This is a genomic window from Lachnospiraceae bacterium (genome assembly GCA_022794035.1).
Taxonomy (GTDB): Bacteria; Bacillota; Clostridia; order Lachnospirales; family Bianqueaceae; genus CALWPV01.
The window spans coordinates 96,056-117,924 of the sequence record JAAWDX010000007.1 but is presented as its reverse complement, the minus strand read 5'-3'; the positions used below and the strand labels follow the sequence as shown (position 1 = coordinate 117,924).

Below are 21,869 nucleotides of genomic sequence, written 5' to 3'. Positions count from 1 at the left end.
TCAGTCATTCTGCGGGTACAGGCAGGATTGCTGAGCTGTTTTAGAGTGAAAATACCGTTAATGAGTCGAAGGAACCAGAAAAGAAGAAATAGTTTCTAAAATATGATCCAGATTATCTTCTGAATGAATATCCAGACGCAAGGGACGGCTGATATCAAGACTGAATATGCCAAGCTGAGATTTAGCATTTACGATATATCGATCTTGAAGCAGATCAAACTCGCCGTCAAACTGAGAGATGATGTGGTGAAATCGCCGCGCTTTGGCAAAAGAATTGATTAAAACTTTAACAGAACTCATGTGTTAGCCTCCTTTCAATCATTGCCTTTATCTTACCTGTCGGGAGGAAAACCGTCAATTCGCAAATCGCTCAAAAATCTATTGTAATTTTTCAGCATATTCGGTATAATATAAGAATCAATGTGCAGATTTATGAAGTATGGATATCTATGGAGCAGTATCTTTGAAAAATCAAGAAAAACAAACAGTCGCCATTTGCAATATGGGCTGTAAAGTAAATAGTTATGAAGCACAGGCAATGGCAGAGCTATTGACAGGAGCCGGATATCAAATTGTAGATTTTCATGAAAGGGCCGATATATATTTAGTCAATACCTGTACTGTGACGCAGATTGCCGCTAAAAAATCAAGGCAGATGATTCATCAGGCTAAAAAAAGAAATCCGAATGCACTGGTGATTGCTGCAGGGTGTTATGTAGATCGTGATGACAGCCTACTCCAAGAGGGCGTGATTGATATTGCTGTTCCCAATCAAAACAAGGGGGATTTGCTCGCGTATATAGAAGCTTTTCAAAAGGGGAAGCCTTTGGAAGCGAATCAAAAAAGGAGTCTCTGGATCACTGAAAATGAGAAAAAGGCGCGGGCATTTTTAAAAGTACAGGATGGATGCCGGCAGTTTTGTACGTATTGTATCATCCCTTTTGTGAGAGGGCCTTTGCAGAGCAGATCAATCGCTGAATGTAAAGAGGAGGCAAGGGGGTTAGCCCAGCGAGGATATCATGAGATTGTGTTGACAGGGATTCATCTGTCTTCCTACGGGCAGGATGCAGAGCAAAGCTATGACTTAGCTGACTTGATTCTGGCTGTCAGTGAGATTCCGCAGGTCAGACGGATTCGTCTTGGCTCCTTAGAGCCAAGGATGATCACGGAAGAATTCATTCATAAGGTAAAAAAGACGGCAAAGCTATGTCCTCATTTTCACTTGTCTTTGCAAAGCGGCTGTGATGCAACCCTGCGGGCAATGAACCGTAAATATTCTGCCGAAGAGTATCGTGAAGCAGTGCGGTTACTGCGGATCGCATATCCGGAAGTAGCCATCACAACGGATATCATTGTAGGGTTCCCGGGAGAGACACAGGAGGAGCATGCAGCGTCGGTCGCCTTTGTGCGGGAAATAGGGTTTGCAGAGGCACATGTATTTCGCTATTCAAAGATGGAAGGTACGGCTGCGGCAAGACGGAAGGATCAGATTGCTCCTGAGATGAAAAAGATCCGCAGCGATGAAATGCTGCAGGCTGTGGCAGAATGCAGCCAGGCATTTATGAAGCGTATGCAGGGAAAACATATGACCGTTTTATTGGAAGAGATGGATTCCCAAACGGAAACTTGGACAGGATATACGCCTAACTATATGAAAGTTGCAGTTTGCGGCTGCAAAGAGAATCTGCAGCCCGGAGAGGAAATAGAGGTTCTCATTCAGGGCTATGAAGCGATGCACAGTACCAATCATGAAGCAGCAGGATTGGAAAAAATATTAAAGGGGGTACCAATTGATGAGTGAAGAGAATTTCAATACACAATATTTTAAGATTGTCGGTGAATCGGAAGATTATGTACAAAGCACATTGATTGACGTATATACTTCTTTGGTCCAAAAGGGATATAATCCAGTGAATCAGATGGTAGGGTATATTATGTCAGAGGATCCGGCCTATATCACAAGCTATAATAATAGCCGCAGCAAAATAGCCAAATTAAATCGAGATGAGATTATCGAGGAATTGGTGCGTACTTTTGTTGCGTATCATCAGCTGGATCAGAAGGGAAAGCGGCAGTGAGAATTATAGGGCTGGATTATGGCAGTAAAACGGTGGGTGTTGCGATGAGCGACCCCAGCGGTTTTTTGGCATCTCCTGTTGAAACGATTAAAAGAGAAGAAGAGGTCAATTTAAAGCAAACGGTACGCAGAATTCGCGCATTGTGCGAAGAGAATGAAGTGCGTACCATTGTTTTAGGGCTACCTAAAAATATGAACGGATCCTTGGGGGAAAGAGCGGAGAAAACACTTGCCTTTCAAAAGCGATTGCAGAGAGATCTGTACCAGATAGAAATTTTATTATGGGATGAGCGTTTAACAACGAGACAAGCAGAGCAACCTATGATAGAAGTAGGTATGGATCGAAAAAAGAGAAAACAGGTTGTAGATCAATTGGCTGCCGTTTTGATTTTGCAGTCTTATTTAGATGCTCACCAAAATCAATAAAAGGAGGAGGAGAATTTGAATCATATTGAGTTACAGGAATTAGATTGGATTATTGTTACCGATCCGCTCGAAGAAGTTTCGATGGATATGGAAGTAGTAGATTATATGCAGCAAAAAGAAAATGCTTATATTTTAGCGATTCCGGCTTATGAAGAGGACGAGGAAGACGAGAAAGAACAGGATGATGCTGCTTATATTTTTAAGCTCTGTGAGAAAGAGCAGGCAGAGTTTATTGTCACGGTAGAGCATTCAGAAATTGTTTTTGGTGTAACAACGGAGATGACGGAAGCTGAATTTAAAACGATAGCAGAAATATTTAGCAGTTCAGAAAATTATGATTTGGAAGTAGAAGAAAATGATGATGACAACGAATAGAAGAAAAAATAATACAGCAGCACCAAGGAGACCCAGAAAGTCTGTTAAGATTATCCCCTTGGGAGGATTAGATCAGATCGGGCAAAATATGACATTGATTGAATGTGAAAATGAAATTGTCATTATTGACTGCGGACTGGCATTTCCAGGAGATGAAATGCCGGGAATCGATTTGATTATTCCTAATTTTGAATACCTGCGCCAGAATCAGGATAAGATCAAAGGGGTTGTACTGACGCATGGTCACGAGGATCACATTGGCGCACTGCCGTATTTTTTGCGTGAATTTAGAGTGCCGGTATATGGCACTAGATTAACACTTGGCTTAGTGCGCAACAAAATGGAAGAGTTTAATCTGAAGAGCTATACGCTGACGATGGTAAAACCGGGCGATGTGGTTGAGCTTGGACATATGAAGGTGGAATTTATCCGAACCAACCATAGCATAGGGGATGCGGTAGCGCTTGCGATTAGCACAGCCGCCGGTGTTTTAGTGCATACCGGAGATTTTAAGCTGGATTATACACCGATTCATGGAGATATGATTGATTTGCAGCGTTTTGCAGAGCTGGGTCATAAGAAAGTATTAGCGCTCATGAGCGATAGTACGAATGCAGAGCGCAAGGGCTATACGATGAGCGAGCGTACAGTGGGAAGTACGTTTACGGAAATGTTTCCACAGGCACAGGGGCGTATTTTGGTAGCAACCTTTGCTTCTAATGTGGACCGAGTGCAGCAAATTATCAATGCGGCCATTCAGTATGGACGTAAAGTGGTCTGCGTAGGACGTAGCATGGTGAATGTGATCAATACAGCGCTGGAGCTTAATTATTTGGAAGTACCCGATGGTGTTTTGATTGATATCTCGGATATGAAAAATTACGATGATGATGAACTGGTGATCATTACAACCGGAAGTCAGGGAGAGCCTATGGCCGCTTTATCCCGAATGGCCAGCGGAGAGCATAAGGCCATTGAAATCAAAGAGGGTGACACAGTCATTTTCTCCAGCAAACCGGTACCGGGAAATGAAAAAATGGTCAGCCGAGTAATCAATGATTTAATGGTAGAGGGTGCTAAGGTCACCTATGAGGATGCGCATGTATCCGGTCATGCAAGCCAAGAAGAGCTGAAAATGATTTATAGCTTGGTTAAGCCGAAATATTTTTTGCCCGTGCATGGAGAATACCGTCATCTGAGAACGCATGCCGATTTAATTAAAGGGCTGGGGCATGATGAGAGAAACGCTATCATTATGTGCAATGGCAATGTGCTGGAGCTGGACAGCTACTCGGCAAAGGTAAGCGGATATATTGACGTGGAGCCAGTCTTGGTCGACGGTCTTGGCGTAGGAGATGTTGGCAATATTGTCTTGAGAGACCGAAAAATTTTATCTCAGGATGGCCTCATGATTGTAGTGATTGGTCTGCACCGCGGCAGCGGAGAAGTTGTAGCAGGTCCCGATATTGTAAGCCGAGGCTTTGTGTATGTGAAGGAGTCAGAGGTGCTGATGGAAAGCTGCCGGGCGGTTGTTTCTCATGTGCTGGCTGGAAATGCACCGTTGAATGTGATGGACTGGAATAATATCAAGGCGCTCATTCGGGATAGTCTTCGGGATCACCTGTGGAGAGAAATCAAGCGCAGTCCTATGATTCTTCCAATTATTATGGAAGTAAAGGGCTGATTAGTAGCTGCGCTTTGAAATGGAGGTTAAAATGGCAGATATCATTAACCTGATTTTGGGATTTATTGCAAGGAATTTTAAAAAGGGCGTTATTGTCATCACCTGTGTTTTGGGTATAGCCGGAGTCGCTTATCTGGCATATACCTATACTTATAATTTTATCAAGGACGATCAATATGAGACATATGACGCAAACGGAGAGGAAATTAGTTTGGATATTCCGGAAGGGGCGAATACAAAAGAAATCGCGCAGCTTTTGGAAAAAGAGGGACTGATTGAGAATGTTACGCTTTTTCAGATTAAGGCAAAGCTGACAGGCGCGGAAAATGAATTTCAGTATGGGCTTTATAAATTTATTAAAGGAATGCCGGAAAGCAAAATCATGGAAATATTAAAGACAGGAGGCAAAGAAGACTCCGTCACCATAACTATTCCAGAGGGGTGGAGCGTGCGGCAGATTGGCGCATATTTGGAAGAAAAAAACATCTGTCTTGCGTCTGAATTTGAAGAGGCATGCAATAAAACTGACTATAATTTTGATTACTACGGTGTGCTTGGGCAGCAGGAGGATCGGCAGTATGTGCTGGAGGGATATCTGTTTCCAGATACGTATGATATTATCCCGAAAAATGGCGCAGAGGGCGTCGTAAAACGAATGCTGAGAGAATTTGAAAGAAAATGGGAACAGCATCCTGGCTGGAAGTCGCAGATGGAAGCGATGAATTTGACGATGGATCAGGTGATTACGATGGCGGCGGCAATTGAAAAGGAAGCTATGCTGAGTGCAGAGCGGCCTAAGGTAGCCAGAGTTTTGTATAATCGTATGAACGAGGGGCTTAACTGGGGATTAAACTGTACGGTGCTGTATGCTTTAAAGAAAGAGGGCAGCGGAGATGACTTTGTGAGCTATGATGACTTAGAGGTCGATTCCGGATATAATACCTATAAGCACACAGGATATCCGGTCGGTCCGATTTGTAATCCCGGAGCGGAAGCAATTCAGGCTGCTTTGAATCCAGAAGAAGGCGATTGGCTGTATTTCATTGGATATGAGGACGGAAGCAATGAGCATCTGTTTACCAGTGATTACGATGAATTCTTAGCTGTTGAGAACGGCACATATCAAAGATAAAATAGAACTGGCAGACAAGGAAAGGCATGAGGCAATGATGGAGTTATTGGCGCCGGCCGGCAGCTTGGAAGCCCTCAAGACCGCGGTGCTCTATGGAGCAGACGCGGTCTATGTCGGTGGAGAGATGTATGGGCTTAGGGCAAAGGCAAAAAATTTTGATAGGCAGCAGATGAAGGAAGGCGTGATGTATGCACATGCGCATGGTGTGAGGGTACATGTTACTGTCAATATCATTGCGCATAACCAGCATCTGGAGGGATTAGAGGAATATCTTTTATTCTTAGAAAAAATAGGAGTAGATGCCTTAATTATGGCAGATGCCGGGATGATCTCTGTAGCAAGGAAGGTAATCCCGCAAATGGAGATTCATTTAAGTACGCAGGCGAGTGCGACTAATTATGCTACATTTGGATTTTGGTATGAGCAAGGAATTAAAAGAGTGGTGGCAGCCAGAGAGGTATCTCTAAAGGAGCTGGCTGAAATCCGGCAGCATACGCCAAAGGAATTGGAGATAGAAGCATTTGCACATGGCGCTATGTGTATTTCTATTTCAGGCAGGTGCCTGTTAAGCAATTATCTGGCAGGACGGGATAGTAATCTGGGAGCCTGTACACATCCCTGCAGATGGCGGTATCACTTAGTAGAGGAAAGCCGGCCGGGAGAATATTTCCCTGTTGAAGAGGGACAAGAGGGCACTTATATATTTAATTCCAAGGATCTTTGTATGATAGAGTATCTGCCAGAGCTTGCACAGGCTGGCGTCTCCAGCATTAAGATAGAGGGAAGGATGAAAACGCCGCTATATGTAGCCATGGTGACTAAAATATATAGAGAAGCACTGGATGATCTAAAAAAAGATCCAGCCTTGTATGCATCTAAGAAGCAATACTATAAGGAAATGCTGGGGAAAGTGAGTCATCGCGGCTACACAACAGGATTTTATATAGAAGCACCCGGAGCAGAGCAGCAGGTATATGATACCGCTGATTATATTAAAAAAATTGATTTTGTGGGAAAGGTTTTAGCGCTGCCGCAGGAGCCAGAGGGTCTGTTTTTGGTGGAGCAGCGCGGTAAGTTTTCAGAGGGAGAAGAGCTGCTGCTATTACCGCCTAAAGGACCAGAAATTTGCTTTCGCATCGATCAGATCTTGGATGAAGCAGGCGTAAGGCAGGCCAGTGCTCCGCATGCGCAGCAGAAGCTATGGGTTAAGCTTCCTCAGGAAGCTGCCGTAGGGAGTATTTTGGCGAAAAAAAAGCAGATGTAACACTTTTGTAACAGAATGGGTGCAGGCGTTGACGTGCATATGTAAAAATGGTATAATTTGCTAAGTAAATCAGACATTTCATAGCAATAGGAATATACAAAAGAAAATGCTATGAAAGATAGACAACGGGAGATACTATGAAGAATTATGAACCGGTTAAGCGGGTCATCAGCTTTGCTTTTATGCTGCTGGCAATTGCTGTTTTAGTCGTTATGTTTGCGCTTGTCTGGTATCGATATTATGCGCTGACGATCATCTATCCATTTTTCCGAAAAGGAAACTGGATGGTGATTGCCGTGTATGCGTTTATTTTATATCTAGGATTATATATTAACGAAGGAAATAAAATTGGGTTTTATACCTATGGACAAACTTTATTTTCTCAAATTCTGGGGATATTGGTTGTCAATGTTTTAATGTATGTACAGATCAGTCTGATTGGCAGGCAGTTTCTATGGGTTTGGCCGATGGTCAGCATCACTCTGATTCAGATGGCTTTTATGACAATCTGGACTTGGCTTGGGGACAAGGTGTATCATAAAATCTATCCGCCCCGCAGGATGGTATTGGTATCAGGAAGAGGCCGTCATGTCAATGCGCTCATGGCTAAAATCACGGCACGGGAAGATAAGTATCAGGTAAAAGAGTGGATTGATGAGGAAGAGGGCATCGAAAAGATTCTTCCGCGACTCAAGCATTATGATGCGGTCATTATTTGTGACTTAAATATTAAGATCCGAAATGAAATTACAAAATATTGTTTTGAGAATGATATTCGAATCTATGTTTCGCCTCGGATTTCTGATGTGATTATGAGGGGGGCGGATGAAATTCATCTATTTGATTCTCCCCTTTTGCTATGCAGAAATTATGGCCTTACATTTGAACAGCGGCTCGTAAAACGGATTATGGATATTGTGATTGCAGGAATAGGCCTTTTAATTGCCTCTCCGTTTTATCTTGTAATCGCAATAGCGATTAAAGCATATGATAAGGGTCCTGTTCTCTATAAGCAAAAGCGGCTTACGCGCGGAGGGCGCGTGTTTGAAATTTATAAATTCAGAAGTATGATTGTGGATGCAGAGAAAGATGGAGCTAGGCTGGCGGGAAAGGAAGATGACCGTATTACGCCGGTTGGAAAGATTCTGCGCCGTTTTCGCCTGGATGAGCTTCCGCAGCTTCTCAATATTTTAAAAGGAGATATGGCAGTAGTAGGCCCGAGACCGGAGAGACCGGAGCTAGCGGAGATGATCAGTCAGGACATTCCAGAGTTTTCCTATCGCTTAAAGGTCAAAGCAGGACTCACCGGTTTTGCTCAGGTAGTAGGAAAATACAATACAAGCCCATATGATAAATTAGAGATGGATTTAATGTACATTTCTAAGTATTCTATTCGACTGGATTTAAAAATTATGATGATGACGCCAAAGATGCTTTTTATTAAAGATCGGACGGAGGGTGTAGATGAATAACGCAGAGAAAAAGATTCCAGTATCCGCATGCATCGTTTGTTATAATAATCAGGCGATCATTGCACAGGCCGTCCATTCTGTATTAGATCATACGAAGGGCGTAGATTTAGAATTATATATCTATGATAATGCATCAACAGATCGGACTGTAGAGGTTATCAAAGAAGAATTTCAGCAGGTCTGGCTCATGCAGAGCAAGAAAAATAGAGGCTTTGGCAGCGGGCATAATAAAGTAATTCCTAAACTGACTTCGAAATATCATGTGATTATCAACCCTGATATTCTGCTGCAGGAGGATGCGATTACAGAGATTGTTTCTTATATGGAGCAACATCCGGATGTACATCTGGCAGTGCCCCGGTTTTTAAATGCAGATGGCAGTGAGCAATTTACCCCTAAGCTTACGCCAAAATTCAGGTACATGTTGGGCGGCAGGCTGGAAAAATATGGGGGTCCTTTTAAACGCTGGCGTGATGAATATACGTTAAGAGGGCAGAACATTGAAGAACCGATTGACGTAGGGTTTTGCAGTGGGTGCTTTATGGTCATCCGTACGGAAACCTTTAGAGAGATTGGAGGGTTTGATCCACGTTATTTTCTTTATAATGAGGATGCTGATCTCACGCGCAGCGTGCAAGAAATTGGCCGCACTGTTTATATACCGTCTGTTTCCGTGGTGCATCTATGGGAAAGAGCCTATATGAAAAAAAAGAAATATCTTTGCATTCAAATTCAGTCCATGCTTAAATATTTTTGGAAATGGCGGGGAAGGCTCCATGAAGAATGAGCCGGAGGTTTCAGTTGTCCTTGCGCTTTATAACGGAATCCGATATCTCAAACCTCAGCTAGACAGTATTCTTGTACAGCTATCAGCAGACGATGAGCTGCTGGTTATGGACGATGGCTCTATCGATGGTAGCCGTGAGCTCATTTCCGCCTATGCGGAAAAATGGCCGCAGATACAGCTTTTTACAGAAAAGCATTGTGGCGTGGTACAAAATTTTGCAAGAGGAATCGAAAGAGCAAGAGGAAATTATATATTTTTGGCTGATCAGGATGATGTATGGGAGGCAGGCAAGGTTAAGGCGGTCTGTCAGAGATTGAGAGCAGAGAATGGGCCGGCGCTGGTGCTGCATGATGCGGTTTTCATGGACGCAGAGGGAAGGCTGCTTTCTAATACGCTGTTCCAATGGCGTCAGGTACGTACGGGATTTTTGAAAAATTGGTTGAAAAATTCTTATATGGGATGCTGTATGGCTTTCAATCGAGAATTGCGGCCGTATCTATTGCCGGTTCCATCTGATTTGCCCATGCATGATCAATGGATTGGCCTAATGGCAGAGCGGTATGGCAAGGTCTTTTTGCTGCAGGAGCCGATGCTGCGGTATCGCAGGCATGAGCAGTCCGTCACACAGGATCATCACAGCAATTTGTATAAAATGATAAAATGGCGTATGATTGTGTTATTTCAATATATAAAAAGAAGTATAAGGAGGTAAGCGATGAAGGGAATTATTTTGGCCGGAGGATCGGGGACACGGCTGTATCCGCTGACGATGGTGACATCGAAGCAGCTTTTACCGGTATATGATAAGCCAATGGTGTACTATCCGCTGTCAACATTGATGCTGGCGGGGATTAAGGATATCCTGATTATCTCGACGCCGCAGGATCTGCCTAATTTCGAAAAGCTATTAGGGGATGGATCCCATTTTGGAATTCATTTAAGCTATCAGGTGCAGCCTTCTCCGGATGGACTGGCGCAGGCGTTCATTTTGGGCGAGGAGTTTATTGGAGAGGATTCCTGCGCTATGGTTTTAGGAGATAACATTTTTTATGGGAATGGGTTTTCAAAAATACTGAAGGAAGCAGTAGAGAATGCGGAGAAGAACCATAGAGCCAGCGTATTTGGGTATTATGTAGAGGATCCTGAAAGGTTTGGCGTGGTGGAATTTGATGAAAAGGGAAAAGTCATTTCTGTAGAAGAAAAGCCGCAGAATCCAAGATCGAATTATGCAATTACAGGGCTGTATTTCTATGATAACAGAGTGGTAGAATATGCGAAACAAATGAAGCCGTCGGCAAGGGGCGAGCTGGAAATTACCGATTTGAATAGGGTATTCCTTGAACAGGGAGATTTGGATGTTAAGCTTTTAGGGCGCGGCTATGCATGGCTGGATACTGGCACGATGGATAGCTTAGTGGATGCTGCTGATTTTGTCCGTATGGTAGAAAAACGGCAGGGGATCAAGATATCAGCGATTGAAGAGATTGCTTATAAGAACGGTTGGATTGATCAGCAGATGCTGTTAGAATCAGCTAAGCTTTATGGGAAATCCACATATGGTCAGCATTTAAAAAAAGTAGCGGAAGGAAAGATTCGATATTAATGGAAAAAATTCTCATTACTGGGGCAAAAGGACAGCTGGGGGCAGAGCTTGTTCGTTGTTTGAAAAGAAAGCATACAGAGCTGGGGATGGTTCCGTTATTTGAAAAAGCGTATGAATTTTGTGCCGTGGATGTAGATGAGCTGGATATTACAGATCGAAGAGCGGTGGAGACATTTGTATCAAACGGCGGCTATACAGTGATTATCAATTGCGCAGCCTTTACCAATGTAAATTTGTGTGAGGAAAAAGAGGAACTGGCTGATCAGGTGAACCGGGTGGGAGCAGAGAATCTGGCGCTGGCAGCTGATAAGCTGGGCAGTAAGCTGGTCCATGTTTCAACGGATTATGTATTTAGCGGAGAGGCAGACAGGCCCTATATGGAAATGGAGGCGACCAATCCGCAAAGCGCGTATGGCCGCACCAAGGATGCAGGAGAAAAAGCGGTTATCTTAAATTGTCAGAGGTATTTCATCGTACGCACCGCTTGGCTCTATGGCTATACAGGAAACAATTTTGTAAAGACTATGATGAGGCTGGGGAAGGAACGTGGAAATGTCAAAGTGGTTAATGATCAATATGGCAATCCGACGAATGCAGCAGATTTGGCGCATCATATTTTGCAGCTGGTTACCACAGAGGAATATGGTATTTATCATGGAACTGGAGAGGGAATCTGCAGCTGGTATGAGTTTGCCAAAAAGATTATGGAGTATGCGCAGATTCCGGCTGAGGTTTCGCCGTGTACGACAGAAGAGTATCCGACGCCAGCTAAGAGACCGGCTTATTCAGCGCTGGCGCATGATCATTTTATAAAAACAGTCGGATATTCTTTTAGGCCTTGGCAGGAAGCACTCGCTTATTTTATATCGCATTTAGAAACCAATGAAAAGGAGACCGTTTAAAACGGAGAGGTGAACCAGGATGAAAATGATTGTAACCGGTGGAGCCGGATTTATTGGCAGCAACTTTATTTTATATATGATGCAGGAGCATCCGGAAGATCAGATTGTTTGTTTGGATTCTCTTACGTATGCCGGCAATTTGGAAAATTTGAAGGATGTGATGAAAAATCCGAACTTTCGGTTTGTAAAGGAAAGCATCACAGATCGAGAGGCCGTGTATCGGCTTTTTGAAGAAGAAAAACCGGATGTCCTTGTCAATTTTGCAGCAGAAAGTCATGTAGATCGAGCCATTGCTAATCCGGGTATTTTTGTGGAAACCAATGTATTAGGTACTCAGGTGCTGCTGGATGCCTGCCGCAAGTATGGGATCGAGCGGTATCATCAGGTATCTACGGATGAGGTTTATGGCGATCTTCCGCTGGATCGTCCGGATCTATTTTTCACAGAGGATACGCCTTTACACACATCAAGTCCTTATTCAGCTTCAAAGGCTGGCGCTGATCTTTTGGTCGGAGCATATCATCGGACTTTTGGACTCCCGGTTACGATCAGTCGCTGCTCCAATAATTATGGTCCATACCAGTTCCCGGAAAAGCTGATTCCATTGATGATTGCTAACGCATTGAACGATAAACCGCTTCCTGTATATGGAGAAGGACTTAACGTTAGGGACTGGCTGTATGTGGAGGATCATTGCCGAGCCATTGATTTGATCTTAAGAAATGGAAAGGTAGGAGAAGTTTATAATATCGGCGGGCATAATGAGATGCGCAATATTGATATTGTTAAAATTATCATTGAAGCGCTGGGAAAGAGTGAGAGCCTGATTACGTATGTAAAGGACAGGGCGGGGCATGATTTGCGGTATGCCATTGATCCGGCAAAAATTCATGCAGAGCTGGGATGGCTGCCAGAGACTAAGTTTGCAGATGGAATACAAAAAACGATTCGTTGGTATCTCGATAATAAAACATGGTGGGAGAATATTATCAACGGAGAGTATCAGGAATATTATCAAAAAATGTACGGAGATCGCTAAAGAAAAACGAGGGGAGAGTTACCGCAGGGCAATTCTCCCCGTTTCCATCATAAAGGAATATGTGTTTTCGGTAGAGGAGTGAAATGTAAAATGGGAAAATGGAAACAGCTGCTGACTCTTAAAAACTGGAGAAAAATAAAACGACTAATCGCACAAGGGCAATGGAGCGTGCTCTTGCATGGAGTAAAGCGAAAATTGAAGGCAAAACCTCTTAAAGCACAACCTGCTTATTCTTATCATGAAATCCAGACTAAACGGCTGCGAAGAAATAATGCTATTGAGAGCAGTATGCAGGGAGTCACTGTAGATATTATTGTGCCGATATATAATGGAAAACCGTATCTGGTAAAGCTGTTTCAGGGGATTGAAAAAACGAATATGTCTTATCGACTTCTGCTAATTGATGATGCCAGTGAGGATGCAGCGACGATAGAGTTTATAAAAGAATATGCGGAGCAGCATGAGAATACAGAGCTGATAAGAAATGCCCGTAATATGGGCTTTGTCGGTAGTGTAAATAGAGGGCTGGCCATGGCTCGTAATCATGTGGTTTTGTTGAACACGGATATAGAATTACCTAATAAATGGCTCGAACGCCTGATTGCGCCCATTGTAAAGGATCCTACGGTGGCATCAGCAACCCCTTTTACCAATAGCGGTACGATTTGTAGTTTTCCGGAGTTTTTGAAAGATAATACAATTTTTAATAAGCTTGCGGTAGATCAGATTGACGCATTTTTTAAGGAAATTCGCTCTATGTATACTACCATTCCAACGGGAGTTGGGTTTTGTATGGCCATGAATCAAAAAGCGATCAGAGAAGTAGGATTATTGGATCAAAAGACCTTTGGAAAAGGATACGGAGAGGAAAATGACTGGTGTCAAAGAGCTATCCAAAAGGGCTTTCGAAATGTTATGGTAGAAAATTTATATGTATACCATAATCATGGCGGAACATTTACCAGTGAAGATAAGAAAGAGCTTATGAAGATCAATCAAGAGAAGCTGGCGCATAAACATCCGCATTATGCTAATTTGGTTGGTGAATATATTGACAAGGATCCTATGGGCGCCGTGAGAGCTTATGCTTTTTGCCGCCTTACAGCTTCTTTAGAGAATAATCGATATTTAATTTTTCATCATACGCTGGGGGGAGGAGCAAATCAATATATTCAGAGCTACGCAGAGAAACAGAGAAATGAAGGGGCTGTCACAGCCGTGGTGCAGTATCAAAAACAGACAGAGTGCTATCAAATTGAATATCAGTGGAAACAATATAAGATTCTCTTAACAGCACTAACGTTAGAGGAAGTATTTCATTTTGCTGTCAGAATCGATGTGAATCAGGTAATAGTAAATCAGCTGGTAGGATATCCGCATGTTGAAAAGCATTTGCAAAAAATCCGTGAATTTTCTGAAGAGCACTGCCTTCATCTTACGGCTATGCTGCATGATTATTATGCAATTTGTCCCAGCATTTATTTATTAAATCATCAATCTGAGTTTTGCCATATTCCGGGAAGCACAGAATGTGAAGCTTGTTTTCAAAAAAATGCAAACTGTGATAATTATGAGCTTGCAACCATACGAGAGTGGAGAGGCGTATGGAGAAGCTTTTTGCAGGCATGCCATGAGGTCCGTGTTTTTTCACAGGATTCAGCTAATTTGATTCAAAAAGCATATGGGGGATTAGACCAAGTGCGTATTTTACCGGAGCAGCATACAGTGATGATTCCCTTGGAGAAACAATATAAATCAACTTCAGTGCTTACGATCGGTCTGATAGGTACATTAACAGAGCTAAAAGGAGCACGGTTTGTTGAAAGGATGCTAGATATCGCAGAGGAGAGAAAGCTGTCGGTACGATTTGTTTTATGTGGGAGCTCGCCGAATCGGATCCGGCATAGTGGCTATTATGAAACAGGAGCATATCGTCCTGAGATGCTGCCCCGGCTGGTTTTGGAGAATGATATCGATTTGTTTTTTATTTCCTCGATATGTCCGGAGACCTTTTCTTATACAACGCAGGAAGTAATAGAGATGGGGATTCCGGTTGCTTGCCTGCCTCTGGGGGCGCCTGTAGAACGGATCCTTAGATATGAAAAAGGTCTGGTTTTGTCAGAGCCTTCGCCGGAACAGAACCTAAAGGAGCTGATTCAATTTGGACAGCGATGGAAGAAGGATAGCAGACAGCAGGCACAAAAGAAAGTTTTATTTTTAATCGAAGAGACGTCCTATGCCAGTCGATATAGAGTAGAGCATTTACAGGAGCAGCTTTTGAAATACGGCATCTCTTCAGATTGCGCTGAGGTTTCAGAATATAGAAAAAGGGAAGGGTATACCTGCATCGTTTTATATCGCTGTGAGATTTCTGGTAAAATAAAGAAGATTTTAGCCTGGGCAAAAGGCAGAGGGATTGCCGTATGGTATGGAATTGATGATTTAGTCTTCGATTTTCAGCAAATTAAAGAGCTGGATTTCTTGAAACAGAAGGAATATCAGAATTTTCCGGAGAGATGTGAAAAGGTTCACGACTGTATGAAAGCGTGTGATGGCATATTGGTTTCTACGAATACCCTTAAAAGAAAGGCAGAACAAGAATTCCCTGATAAGCCGGTTATTGTACAACGGAATGTGGCAAGCTATGAAATGGTAGTTTTATCGCAGCAGGCATTGCAGAAAAAGGAGAAAACGAAAGTCGAAAAGGAGCTTTGGCTGGGATATTTCAGCGGCTCTAATACGCATAATCAGGATTTTGCTGTCATTGAAGAGGTGATTATAGATATCTTAAAGCAAAACCCTCATGTTCACTTGAAGATTGTAGGAGCTCTGATGCTCTCAGAGGCATTTGAGCCAGTGAAAAATCAAATTAAACAATGTGCTTTTCAGCCTTGGCAGGAGCTACCGAAAATGCTTTCTGAAGTGGATATCAATTTGATGCCGCTGCAGAAAACGGCCTTTCATGCATGTAAGTCAGAAAACAAATGGCTGGAGGCTTCTTTAGTAAAGGTGCCGACGATTGCTTCTTATAATGAAGAGCTTGCCGGAGTGATAGAGGCAGGGGAAACAGGGATATTATGTGATTCAGAAGCAGAATGGAAGCAGGCTTTAATGCTGCTGATTCAGGAGGAGGCAGTGAGAAGGGACATGGGAGAAAAAGCCTATACAAAGGTGATGAAGTATCATACAACCAAGGAGCTGGCAGAGCCGGTTAAGTCGATTTTTGACTAATAATCTTGACTTTTATATATGATACGTTTATAATTTGAATATTATCTAATGGATGGAAGGAAAGGGTTATTATGGGGAATTTTACCTTTATCGATACAGGCATTAAGGATCTATATATTGTGGAAGCAAAGCGCTTTGGAGATGCCAGAGGGTATTTTATGGAGACATATAATGAAAAGGATTTCCATGAAGCAGGGCTTGATATGCGCTTTGTGCAAAGCAATGAGTCCCGTTCTTGCCGGGGAGTTTTGCGAGGACTTCATTTTCAAAAGAAGTATCCGCAGGGAAAACTTGTGAGGGTCACTAAAGGAGAAGTATTTGATGTTGCTGTAGATTTGAGAAGAAATAGCAGTACTTTTGGACAGTGGCGCGGAGTCTATCTATCAGAGGAAAATAAGAGACAGTTCTATGTGCCAGAGGGGTTTGCGCACGGGTTTTATGTGACGAGTGAGGTAGCAGAATTTGTATATCAGGTGACCAATCTATATCATCCGGAGGATGAGGGCGCTCTGTTTTGGAACGACCCGCAGGTTGGAGTAGAATGGCCCTTGATTGATGGAATCGATGTACTGCTGAGTGAAAAGGATCAGAAAAATCCATTGCTGAAGGATATAGATTGGGTATTTTGAAATGAAAAAAGAACAGTGGGTCAATATTAAAAGGTATCGTTTTTTATTGGCGGAATTGATTACACGTGATCTAAAAGTAAAATATCGGAGATCGGTATTAGGTGTTGTATGGAGTGTATTGAATCCATTACTCATGATGGTAGTGATTACAGCAGTTTTTAAAAATGTATTTAGGTTTGAAATTGAAAATTTTCCTATTTATTATTTGACGGGTTCTCTTATATTTAATTTTGTTTCAGAGGCAACGAATACTTCAATGGTTTCCATACTAGGTGCATCTTCGTTGATAAAAAAAGTATATATTCCTAAATATATTTTCCCATTAGAAAAATGTTTATTTTCATTTATTAATATGTTATTTTCTATGGTAGCAGTTTTAATTATTACTCTTTTTCTTAAGTTTCGTCTTTCATGGACTTTTTTTCTGTTTCCTATACCAATGATATATACATTGATTTTTTCCATTGGGCTAAGTTTGATTCTTTCAGCTTTATATATATTTTTTCGGGATTTGGGTCATTTATATTCAGTGTGGGTAACTGCTTGGATGTATCTGACGCCCATTATCTATCCTTTGTCGGTTTTAGAAAGATCTAAATTTATCACAATTATTGTCAAGCTGAATCCATTATATTATTATGTTTCATATTTCAGAAATGTAGTGATGGAAGGCATTGTTCCAGGAATGCGGATGAATTTAATTTGCATAGGAATTAGTCTAAGTACTTTTTTATTGGGTATATGGATATTTAAGAAATTACAGGATCGCTTTATTCTTCATATTTAAGTGAGGTATCCAAGATTGGATAAAGATATCATAATAAGTGTAGAAGATGTTTCTATGAAGTTCAATATGGCAAAAGAACGAGTGGATAGTCTAAAGGAATATTTTATTCGTTTATTAAAGCGGCAATTAAATTTTTCGGAGTTCTATGCATTGAAGCATGTTGATTTGAAAGTATGTTCAGGTGAAGTGGTTGGAATTGTAGGTTTGAATGGTTCAGGAAAAAGTACTTTATTGAAAGTAATTTCTGGGATATTAAAACCAACAATGGGTTCTGCTTCAATTAAGGGAACGATTTCACCATTAATTGAGTTGGGAGCAGGATTTGATTTTGAATTAACGGCTAGAGAGAACGTTTTTTTAAATGGAGCGGTGTTGGGCTATTCCCGCAAAGTTATGGAAGAAAAGTTTCAGGAAATTATCAGTTTTGCGGAACTTGATGATTTTGTAGATGTAGCAATCAAAAATTTTTCATCAGGTATGGTTGCTAGATTAGGATTTGCTATCGCAACTTTGACAAAACCGGAAATATTAATTGTAGATGAAATTTTATCAGTGGGTGATTTTAAATTTCAACAAAAATGTGAAGCGAGAATTAATGACATGATGGCAAACGGAACAACTGTTATTATTGTATCTCATTCACTTGAACAAGTGGAACGTCTTTGTAGCCGGGTAGTTTGGTTGGAAAAAGGGCATATTAAGATGGATGGACCAACAAAGGAAATTTGTGAACAATACATTAGTATGCAGTAAAGAAAGGATGCTTTGTGTTTATAGATATGGAAGATAACCGTTTAGAATCACTTGAAAAAGAAATTGTGCAGCTAAATCAAGAAAAAGAAGAGTTAAATAAACAACTTGAAGAAGAAAAGGCCAAAAGAATGAAGATAGAGTATTCTTTTTTGTGGCGTATTATAAAGCCATTGCGAAATTTATGGCATCACATAAAAAAAGAACAAGATCCAAGTGTGTATTGGAGAACGGATCAAATTCAATATAAAAATAGTGAACTACTTGTTATTGGGTGGATTTTTTCGCCTGTTGCAAAAATTGATTCATTAGGTTTATACGCACAAGTCGGGAAAAGACGTATTAATTTAAGCTTAAGAAAAAATATATTAAGAAAAGATTTATTGAAAGTATATGATTTTAAGAATGCATTAAATTGTGGATTTCAATCGCAACAAAAATTGGGAACTCGACGTAGAATTCATCTATTTTTAGAATATAAAGTTAATCAAAAGACAAATGTGGTGAAATTGGGCAGTATAAAGCGATCATTAAATGAAACAATTAAAATATATTCTAAATTAATTAGTAAAAATAATATAAAGAAGGCCCTGTTATTAATAAAAAAAGGAAAAATTAAGGATTTAATAAGGCTTTTTTTGTTACACACCTCGTTGCCAGAACAGGAGAAAGCACATTATATTTTTTATAAGGATCTAGAACAGAGATATTTCTGTATGGATCCGAATAATGAGCAAAAAAGCATTTATAAAGAGGTTGATATTATTATACCTGTTTATAATGGATTACAATTTTTTGATAAGTTATTTGCAGGAATTGAAAAAACACGGGTACCATATAATTTAATTATTATCGATGATCGTAGTCCAGATGAAAGAGTATTTCAATGGTTGCAGGAATATGCTCAAAATCATATAAATGTAACTTTATTGCGCAATGAGGAAAATTTAGGCTTTGTAAAGACGGTTAATAAGGGATTAGCTTATTCTAAAAATGATATTGTTTTATTAAATACGGATGTTCAGGTGCCTAATGAATGGTTAGAGCGACTTATGAGGCCAATCTGGATAAATGATAGAGTGGCATCGGCAACCCCCTACACAAATAGTGGAAATATATGCAGTTTTCCTTTGATTGGAAAGGATAATCATATATTTGACGACTTGGATGTTCATATAATTGATGAAAAATTTGCAAGAGTAAAACCTCAGTATACTGAATTACCAACTGGGGTTGGTTTTTGTATGGCTATGAATAAAAAAGCAATAGAAAAAGTGGGATTATTAGATGATGCTACTTTTGGTAAAGGATATGGGGAAGAAAATGACTGGTGTCAAAGAGCCATTTTATGCAATATGAAGAATGTTATGGTAGAGAATCTGTATGTATTTCATAATCATGGAGGAAGTTTTGCCAGCAAAGAAAAGCAGCATCTATTAGATGTTAATATGGATAAATTAAAATCCAAATACCCAAATTATTTGAAAGAAGTAAGTGAATATTTTCAAAGAGATTCCTTATATGATCTAAGAGAGTATCTCTATATGAGTCTTATCTGTTCTATTAGTGAAAAAGTTAAATTATACTTTAATCACCAATTAAAAGGAGGAGCCGATTCTTATTTGATAAAAAAGACAGAAGAAGCACTTTCTAATAGAGAATTTGTTTTTATTATTGAGTATGATTATAAAAAAGGGATTTATTTATTAAAATGTGACTACTTAGATAAGACTACGTTAATATATTTTGAGAATTGGGAAGAGCTGTTAAGATTTTTTGATAGATATCGAATTGATGAAATTATTATAAATGAACTGGTTACTTATCCTAGGTTGTATCAGTGTTTAGACAAAATAAAAAGATTGGCAAAACAAAAAAATGCAAAACTAATTATGTTGCTTCATGATTTTTTTGCAATTTGTCCTGCTACTAATTTGTTAAATGATCAGGGGGAATTTTGCCGAATTCCTGAACTTTCAATTTGTGATCAATGCATGAAAAATAATAAGTTTAATAACTATCTCGAATATGGGACAATAAAAGAATGGCGAGATAATTGGAAAGATTTTTTAAAGCATTGCGATGAGATCAGAACATTTTCAAATGATTCTAAATCGCAGTTAGAAAAAGCGTATGGAAATTTAGAGAATGTTACTGTGGTTCCTCATGTAGTGGATTATATAATTCCATTTCATAAACAGTATAAAATGACAGAAAGTATCAACATTGGGTTATTAGGAAATTTGTCATTGCATAAAGGTTTAAAAATAGTAAAAAAGTTATTGGATTATATTGAGAATAATCAGTTAAACATTAATATTATTTTATTAGGTGTTTTAGAAACACCTATACAAAATTCCCATTTAATTGTTTCAGGAAGATATACTCCAGAAATGTTACCTACTTTAATTTTAAAATATGATATTGATCTCTTTTTTATTTCTTCTATTTGGCCAGAGACATTTTCATATACCACGGAAGAAGTGATAAAATTAAATATGCCTATTGCAGTTTTTGATATGGGTGCACCAGCCGAAAGAGTTAAAAATTATGATAAAGGAATTATTTTAGATAATGCAGATGAAGAGTATCTTGTTTCTAAGATGCTATCTTTAGCATACCAAGAACAGAAGAAACAAATCAAGATTCAAAATAAGAAAAAAACTTTATGCGTTGTTTTGGAATATTCATATGCGGTTAGATACCGTATAGAGCATTTACAAGAACAGCTTTTGTATATAGGAGAAAAATCAGATATTATTACTCTTGAGCAATTGCGCGATCAAGCGCTGGTAGATATCAATCAATACGAGAGGGTCATTATTTATCGTTGCATGCCAGATTTGAGTATTATTAAATTAATTAATTCCTTTCACGAGAGAGGAAAACAAGTGTGGTATGAAATTGATGATTTAATTTTTGATTATAGTTTAATTAAAGAATTTGAATTTGTGAAAAATTCAGGAGATACAAATTATCAAGAATACTGTAGTGGAGTAAGGAAAGTGTTAGAAATGTGTGATGGGGTTTTGACTTCTACAACTGTATTAAAAGCTTTTATAGAGAGAAGATTTCCAGATAAGCCAGTAGTAATTCATCGCAATATTGCAAGTGATCAAATGATAGGCTTGTCTTTGAAAGCTATACGCAAACAAAGCTATAAAAAGCAGGAGAAGATTTTATTAGGATATTTTAGTGGATCATGGACGCACAATAAGGATTTTGAAAAAATAACCGATATATTAAGTGAGTTGTTTGATCGCTATTCTTTTTTGGAGCTAGTAATAGGGGGGGCATTAAGAGTTCCGGAGACTTTAGCTAAATATCAGTCAAGAATTCAAGTATTTGAATTTAAGAATTGGAGGGAACTTCCAGCGGAAATTGCAAAAGTAGATATTAATTTGATGCCATTAGAAGATACAATATTTCATGCATGTAAATCAGAAAATAAATGGTTAGAAGCTGCTTTAGTTAAGGTGCCAACAGTAGCTAGTTACAACGAAGAATTGGCACGAATTATTGAAAATGGTAAAACGGGATTTTTGTGTAAGACAAAAGAGGAGTGGCTAAAGGTATTGGACGAGCTTATCTTAAATAGAAAACTAGTAAAAGAAGTGGGGGAGAATGCAAATCAGAAAGCAATGGAAGAATATACTTCGCATTGTTTAGAGAGTGAGGTCAAAAATATATTAAGAAATGGGGAGAAATAAA

The 21,869-nt window shown here is 40.0% G+C and carries 19 protein-coding genes; 18 read left to right on the top strand and 1 reads right to left on the bottom strand.

Features of this window, described 5'->3' with window-relative positions; all coding sequences use genetic code 11:
* Positions 1-57 precede the first annotated feature (57 nt).
* Positions 58-300, bottom strand: a complete 243-nt coding sequence (locus HFE64_06835; protein ID MCI8633177.1) for an HPr family phosphocarrier protein — start codon at positions 298-300, stop codon at positions 58-60.
* 139 nt (positions 301-439) lie between these two features.
* Here HFE64_06835 and mtaB point away from each other — a divergent pair, with 139 nt between their 5' ends.
* From mtaB to HFE64_06745, 18 genes are all read left to right on the top strand, one after another.
* The gene (mtaB, locus tag HFE64_06830; GenBank protein ID MCI8633176.1) at positions 440-1,801 is read left to right on the top strand and encodes a tRNA (N(6)-L-threonylcarbamoyladenosine(37)-C(2))-methylthiotransferase MtaB; all 1,362 of its coding nucleotides are present in this window, start codon (positions 440-442) and stop codon (positions 1,799-1,801) included.
* The gene (locus HFE64_06825; protein MCI8633175.1) at positions 1,794-2,078 is read left to right on the top strand and encodes an IreB family regulatory phosphoprotein; all 285 of its coding nucleotides are present in this window, start codon (positions 1,794-1,796) and stop codon (positions 2,076-2,078) included. The genes mtaB and HFE64_06825 overlap by 8 nt, the downstream gene beginning before the upstream one ends.
* Complete coding sequence (gene ruvX / locus HFE64_06820; GenBank protein ID MCI8633174.1) at positions 2,075-2,503, top strand: Holliday junction resolvase RuvX; 429 nt, start codon at positions 2,075-2,077, stop codon at positions 2,501-2,503. The genes HFE64_06825 and ruvX overlap by 4 nt, the downstream gene beginning before the upstream one ends.
* Positions 2,504-2,518: 15 nt before the next feature.
* A complete protein-coding gene (locus HFE64_06815; protein MCI8633173.1) occupies positions 2,519-2,878 on the top strand; it encodes a hypothetical protein in 360 nt (119 codons plus the stop codon).
* On the top strand, positions 2,865-4,562 hold the full coding sequence (locus tag HFE64_06810) for a ribonuclease J (GenBank protein ID MCI8633172.1): 1,698 nt from the start codon (positions 2,865-2,867) through the stop codon (positions 4,560-4,562). The genes HFE64_06815 and HFE64_06810 overlap by 14 nt, the downstream gene beginning before the upstream one ends.
* A gap of 31 nt (positions 4,563-4,593) precedes the next feature.
* Entirely contained in the window at positions 4,594-5,694 is a 1,101-nt protein-coding gene (gene mltG, locus HFE64_06805) for an endolytic transglycosylase MltG (protein MCI8633171.1), read from the top strand.
* A gap of 34 nt (positions 5,695-5,728) precedes the next feature.
* A complete protein-coding gene (locus tag HFE64_06800) occupies positions 5,729-6,958 on the top strand; it encodes a U32 family peptidase (GenBank protein MCI8633170.1) in 1,230 nt (409 codons plus the stop codon).
* A 137-nt stretch (positions 6,959-7,095) separates the two neighbouring features.
* The gene (locus HFE64_06795; protein MCI8633169.1) at positions 7,096-8,430 is read left to right on the top strand and encodes a sugar transferase; all 1,335 of its coding nucleotides are present in this window, start codon (positions 7,096-7,098) and stop codon (positions 8,428-8,430) included.
* Positions 8,423-9,217, top strand: a complete 795-nt coding sequence (locus HFE64_06790; protein MCI8633168.1) for a glycosyltransferase family 2 protein — start codon at positions 8,423-8,425, stop codon at positions 9,215-9,217. Before HFE64_06795 ends, HFE64_06790 begins: the two co-directional genes overlap by 8 nt.
* A complete protein-coding gene (locus HFE64_06785) occupies positions 9,207-9,929 on the top strand; it encodes a glycosyltransferase (GenBank protein ID MCI8633167.1) in 723 nt (240 codons plus the stop codon). Before HFE64_06790 ends, HFE64_06785 begins: the two co-directional genes overlap by 11 nt.
* 3 nt (positions 9,930-9,932) lie before the next feature.
* Positions 9,933-10,820 (top strand): glucose-1-phosphate thymidylyltransferase RfbA, encoded by an 888-nt coding sequence (gene rfbA, locus HFE64_06780; GenBank protein MCI8633166.1) that lies wholly within the window; start codon positions 9,933-9,935, stop codon positions 10,818-10,820.
* Entirely contained in the window at positions 10,820-11,722 is a 903-nt protein-coding gene (rfbD, locus tag HFE64_06775) for a dTDP-4-dehydrorhamnose reductase (GenBank protein MCI8633165.1), read from the top strand. Before rfbA ends, rfbD begins: the two co-directional genes overlap by 1 nt.
* A gap of 19 nt (positions 11,723-11,741) precedes the next feature.
* Positions 11,742-12,761 carry a dTDP-glucose 4,6-dehydratase gene (gene rfbB / locus HFE64_06770; protein ID MCI8633164.1) on the top strand — a complete coding sequence of 340 codons (1,020 nt, stop codon included), beginning with the start codon at positions 11,742-11,744 and terminating at the stop codon, positions 12,759-12,761.
* A gap of 90 nt (positions 12,762-12,851) precedes the next feature.
* Complete coding sequence (locus HFE64_06765; GenBank protein ID MCI8633163.1) at positions 12,852-15,992, top strand: glycosyltransferase; 3,141 nt, start codon at positions 12,852-12,854, stop codon at positions 15,990-15,992.
* Positions 15,993-16,063: 71 nt separating this feature from the next.
* Positions 16,064-16,621: a dTDP-4-dehydrorhamnose 3,5-epimerase gene (rfbC, locus tag HFE64_06760; GenBank protein MCI8633162.1), complete on the top strand. Its 558-nt coding sequence runs from the start codon at positions 16,064-16,066 to the stop codon at positions 16,619-16,621.
* A 1-nt stretch (position 16,622) separates the two neighbouring features.
* Positions 16,623-17,408 (top strand): ABC transporter permease, encoded by a 786-nt coding sequence (locus HFE64_06755; GenBank protein ID MCI8633161.1) that lies wholly within the window; start codon positions 16,623-16,625, stop codon positions 17,406-17,408.
* Positions 17,409-17,462: 54 nt separating this feature from the next.
* Positions 17,463-18,161 carry an ABC transporter ATP-binding protein gene (locus tag HFE64_06750; protein ID MCI8633160.1) on the top strand — a complete coding sequence of 233 codons (699 nt, stop codon included), beginning with the start codon at positions 17,463-17,465 and terminating at the stop codon, positions 18,159-18,161.
* A 26-nt stretch (positions 18,162-18,187) separates the two neighbouring features.
* Entirely contained in the window at positions 18,188-21,868 is a 3,681-nt protein-coding gene (locus HFE64_06745) for a glycosyltransferase (protein ID MCI8633159.1), read from the top strand.
* Position 21,869: the final 1 nt, after the last annotated feature.

What these genes read in the sequence shown, in the direction of transcription:
- HFE64_06835 (MCI8633177.1), bottom strand. Translation starts at nt 300, where the DNA reads ATGAGTTCTGTTAAAGTTTTAATCAATTCTTTTGCCAAAGCGCGGCGA.
- mtaB (MCI8633176.1), top strand. Translation starts at nt 440, where the DNA reads ATGGATATCTATGGAGCAGTATCTTTGAAAAATCAAGAAAAACAAACA.
- HFE64_06825 (MCI8633175.1), top strand. Translation starts at nt 1,794, where the DNA reads ATGAGTGAAGAGAATTTCAATACACAATATTTTAAGATTGTCGGTGAA.
- HFE64_06810 (MCI8633172.1), top strand. Translation starts at nt 2,865, where the DNA reads ATGACAACGAATAGAAGAAAAAATAATACAGCAGCACCAAGGAGACCC.
- mltG (MCI8633171.1), top strand. Translation starts at nt 4,594, where the DNA reads ATGGCAGATATCATTAACCTGATTTTGGGATTTATTGCAAGGAATTTT.
- HFE64_06800 (MCI8633170.1), top strand. Translation starts at nt 5,729, where the DNA reads ATGATGGAGTTATTGGCGCCGGCCGGCAGCTTGGAAGCCCTCAAGACC.
- HFE64_06795 (MCI8633169.1), top strand. Translation starts at nt 7,096, where the DNA reads ATGAAGAATTATGAACCGGTTAAGCGGGTCATCAGCTTTGCTTTTATG.
- HFE64_06790 (MCI8633168.1), top strand. Translation starts at nt 8,423, where the DNA reads ATGAATAACGCAGAGAAAAAGATTCCAGTATCCGCATGCATCGTTTGT.
- HFE64_06785 (MCI8633167.1), top strand. Translation starts at nt 9,207, where the DNA reads ATGAAGAATGAGCCGGAGGTTTCAGTTGTCCTTGCGCTTTATAACGGA.
- rfbA (MCI8633166.1), top strand. Translation starts at nt 9,933, where the DNA reads ATGAAGGGAATTATTTTGGCCGGAGGATCGGGGACACGGCTGTATCCG.
- rfbD (MCI8633165.1), top strand. Translation starts at nt 10,820, where the DNA reads ATGGAAAAAATTCTCATTACTGGGGCAAAAGGACAGCTGGGGGCAGAG.
- rfbB (MCI8633164.1), top strand. Translation starts at nt 11,742, where the DNA reads ATGAAAATGATTGTAACCGGTGGAGCCGGATTTATTGGCAGCAACTTT.
- HFE64_06765 (MCI8633163.1), top strand. Translation starts at nt 12,852, where the DNA reads ATGGGAAAATGGAAACAGCTGCTGACTCTTAAAAACTGGAGAAAAATA.
- rfbC (MCI8633162.1), top strand. Translation starts at nt 16,064, where the DNA reads ATGGGGAATTTTACCTTTATCGATACAGGCATTAAGGATCTATATATT.
- HFE64_06755 (MCI8633161.1), top strand. Translation starts at nt 16,623, where the DNA reads ATGAAAAAAGAACAGTGGGTCAATATTAAAAGGTATCGTTTTTTATTG.
- HFE64_06750 (MCI8633160.1), top strand. Translation starts at nt 17,463, where the DNA reads ATGAAGTTCAATATGGCAAAAGAACGAGTGGATAGTCTAAAGGAATAT.
- HFE64_06745 (MCI8633159.1), top strand. Translation starts at nt 18,188, where the DNA reads ATGGAAGATAACCGTTTAGAATCACTTGAAAAAGAAATTGTGCAGCTA.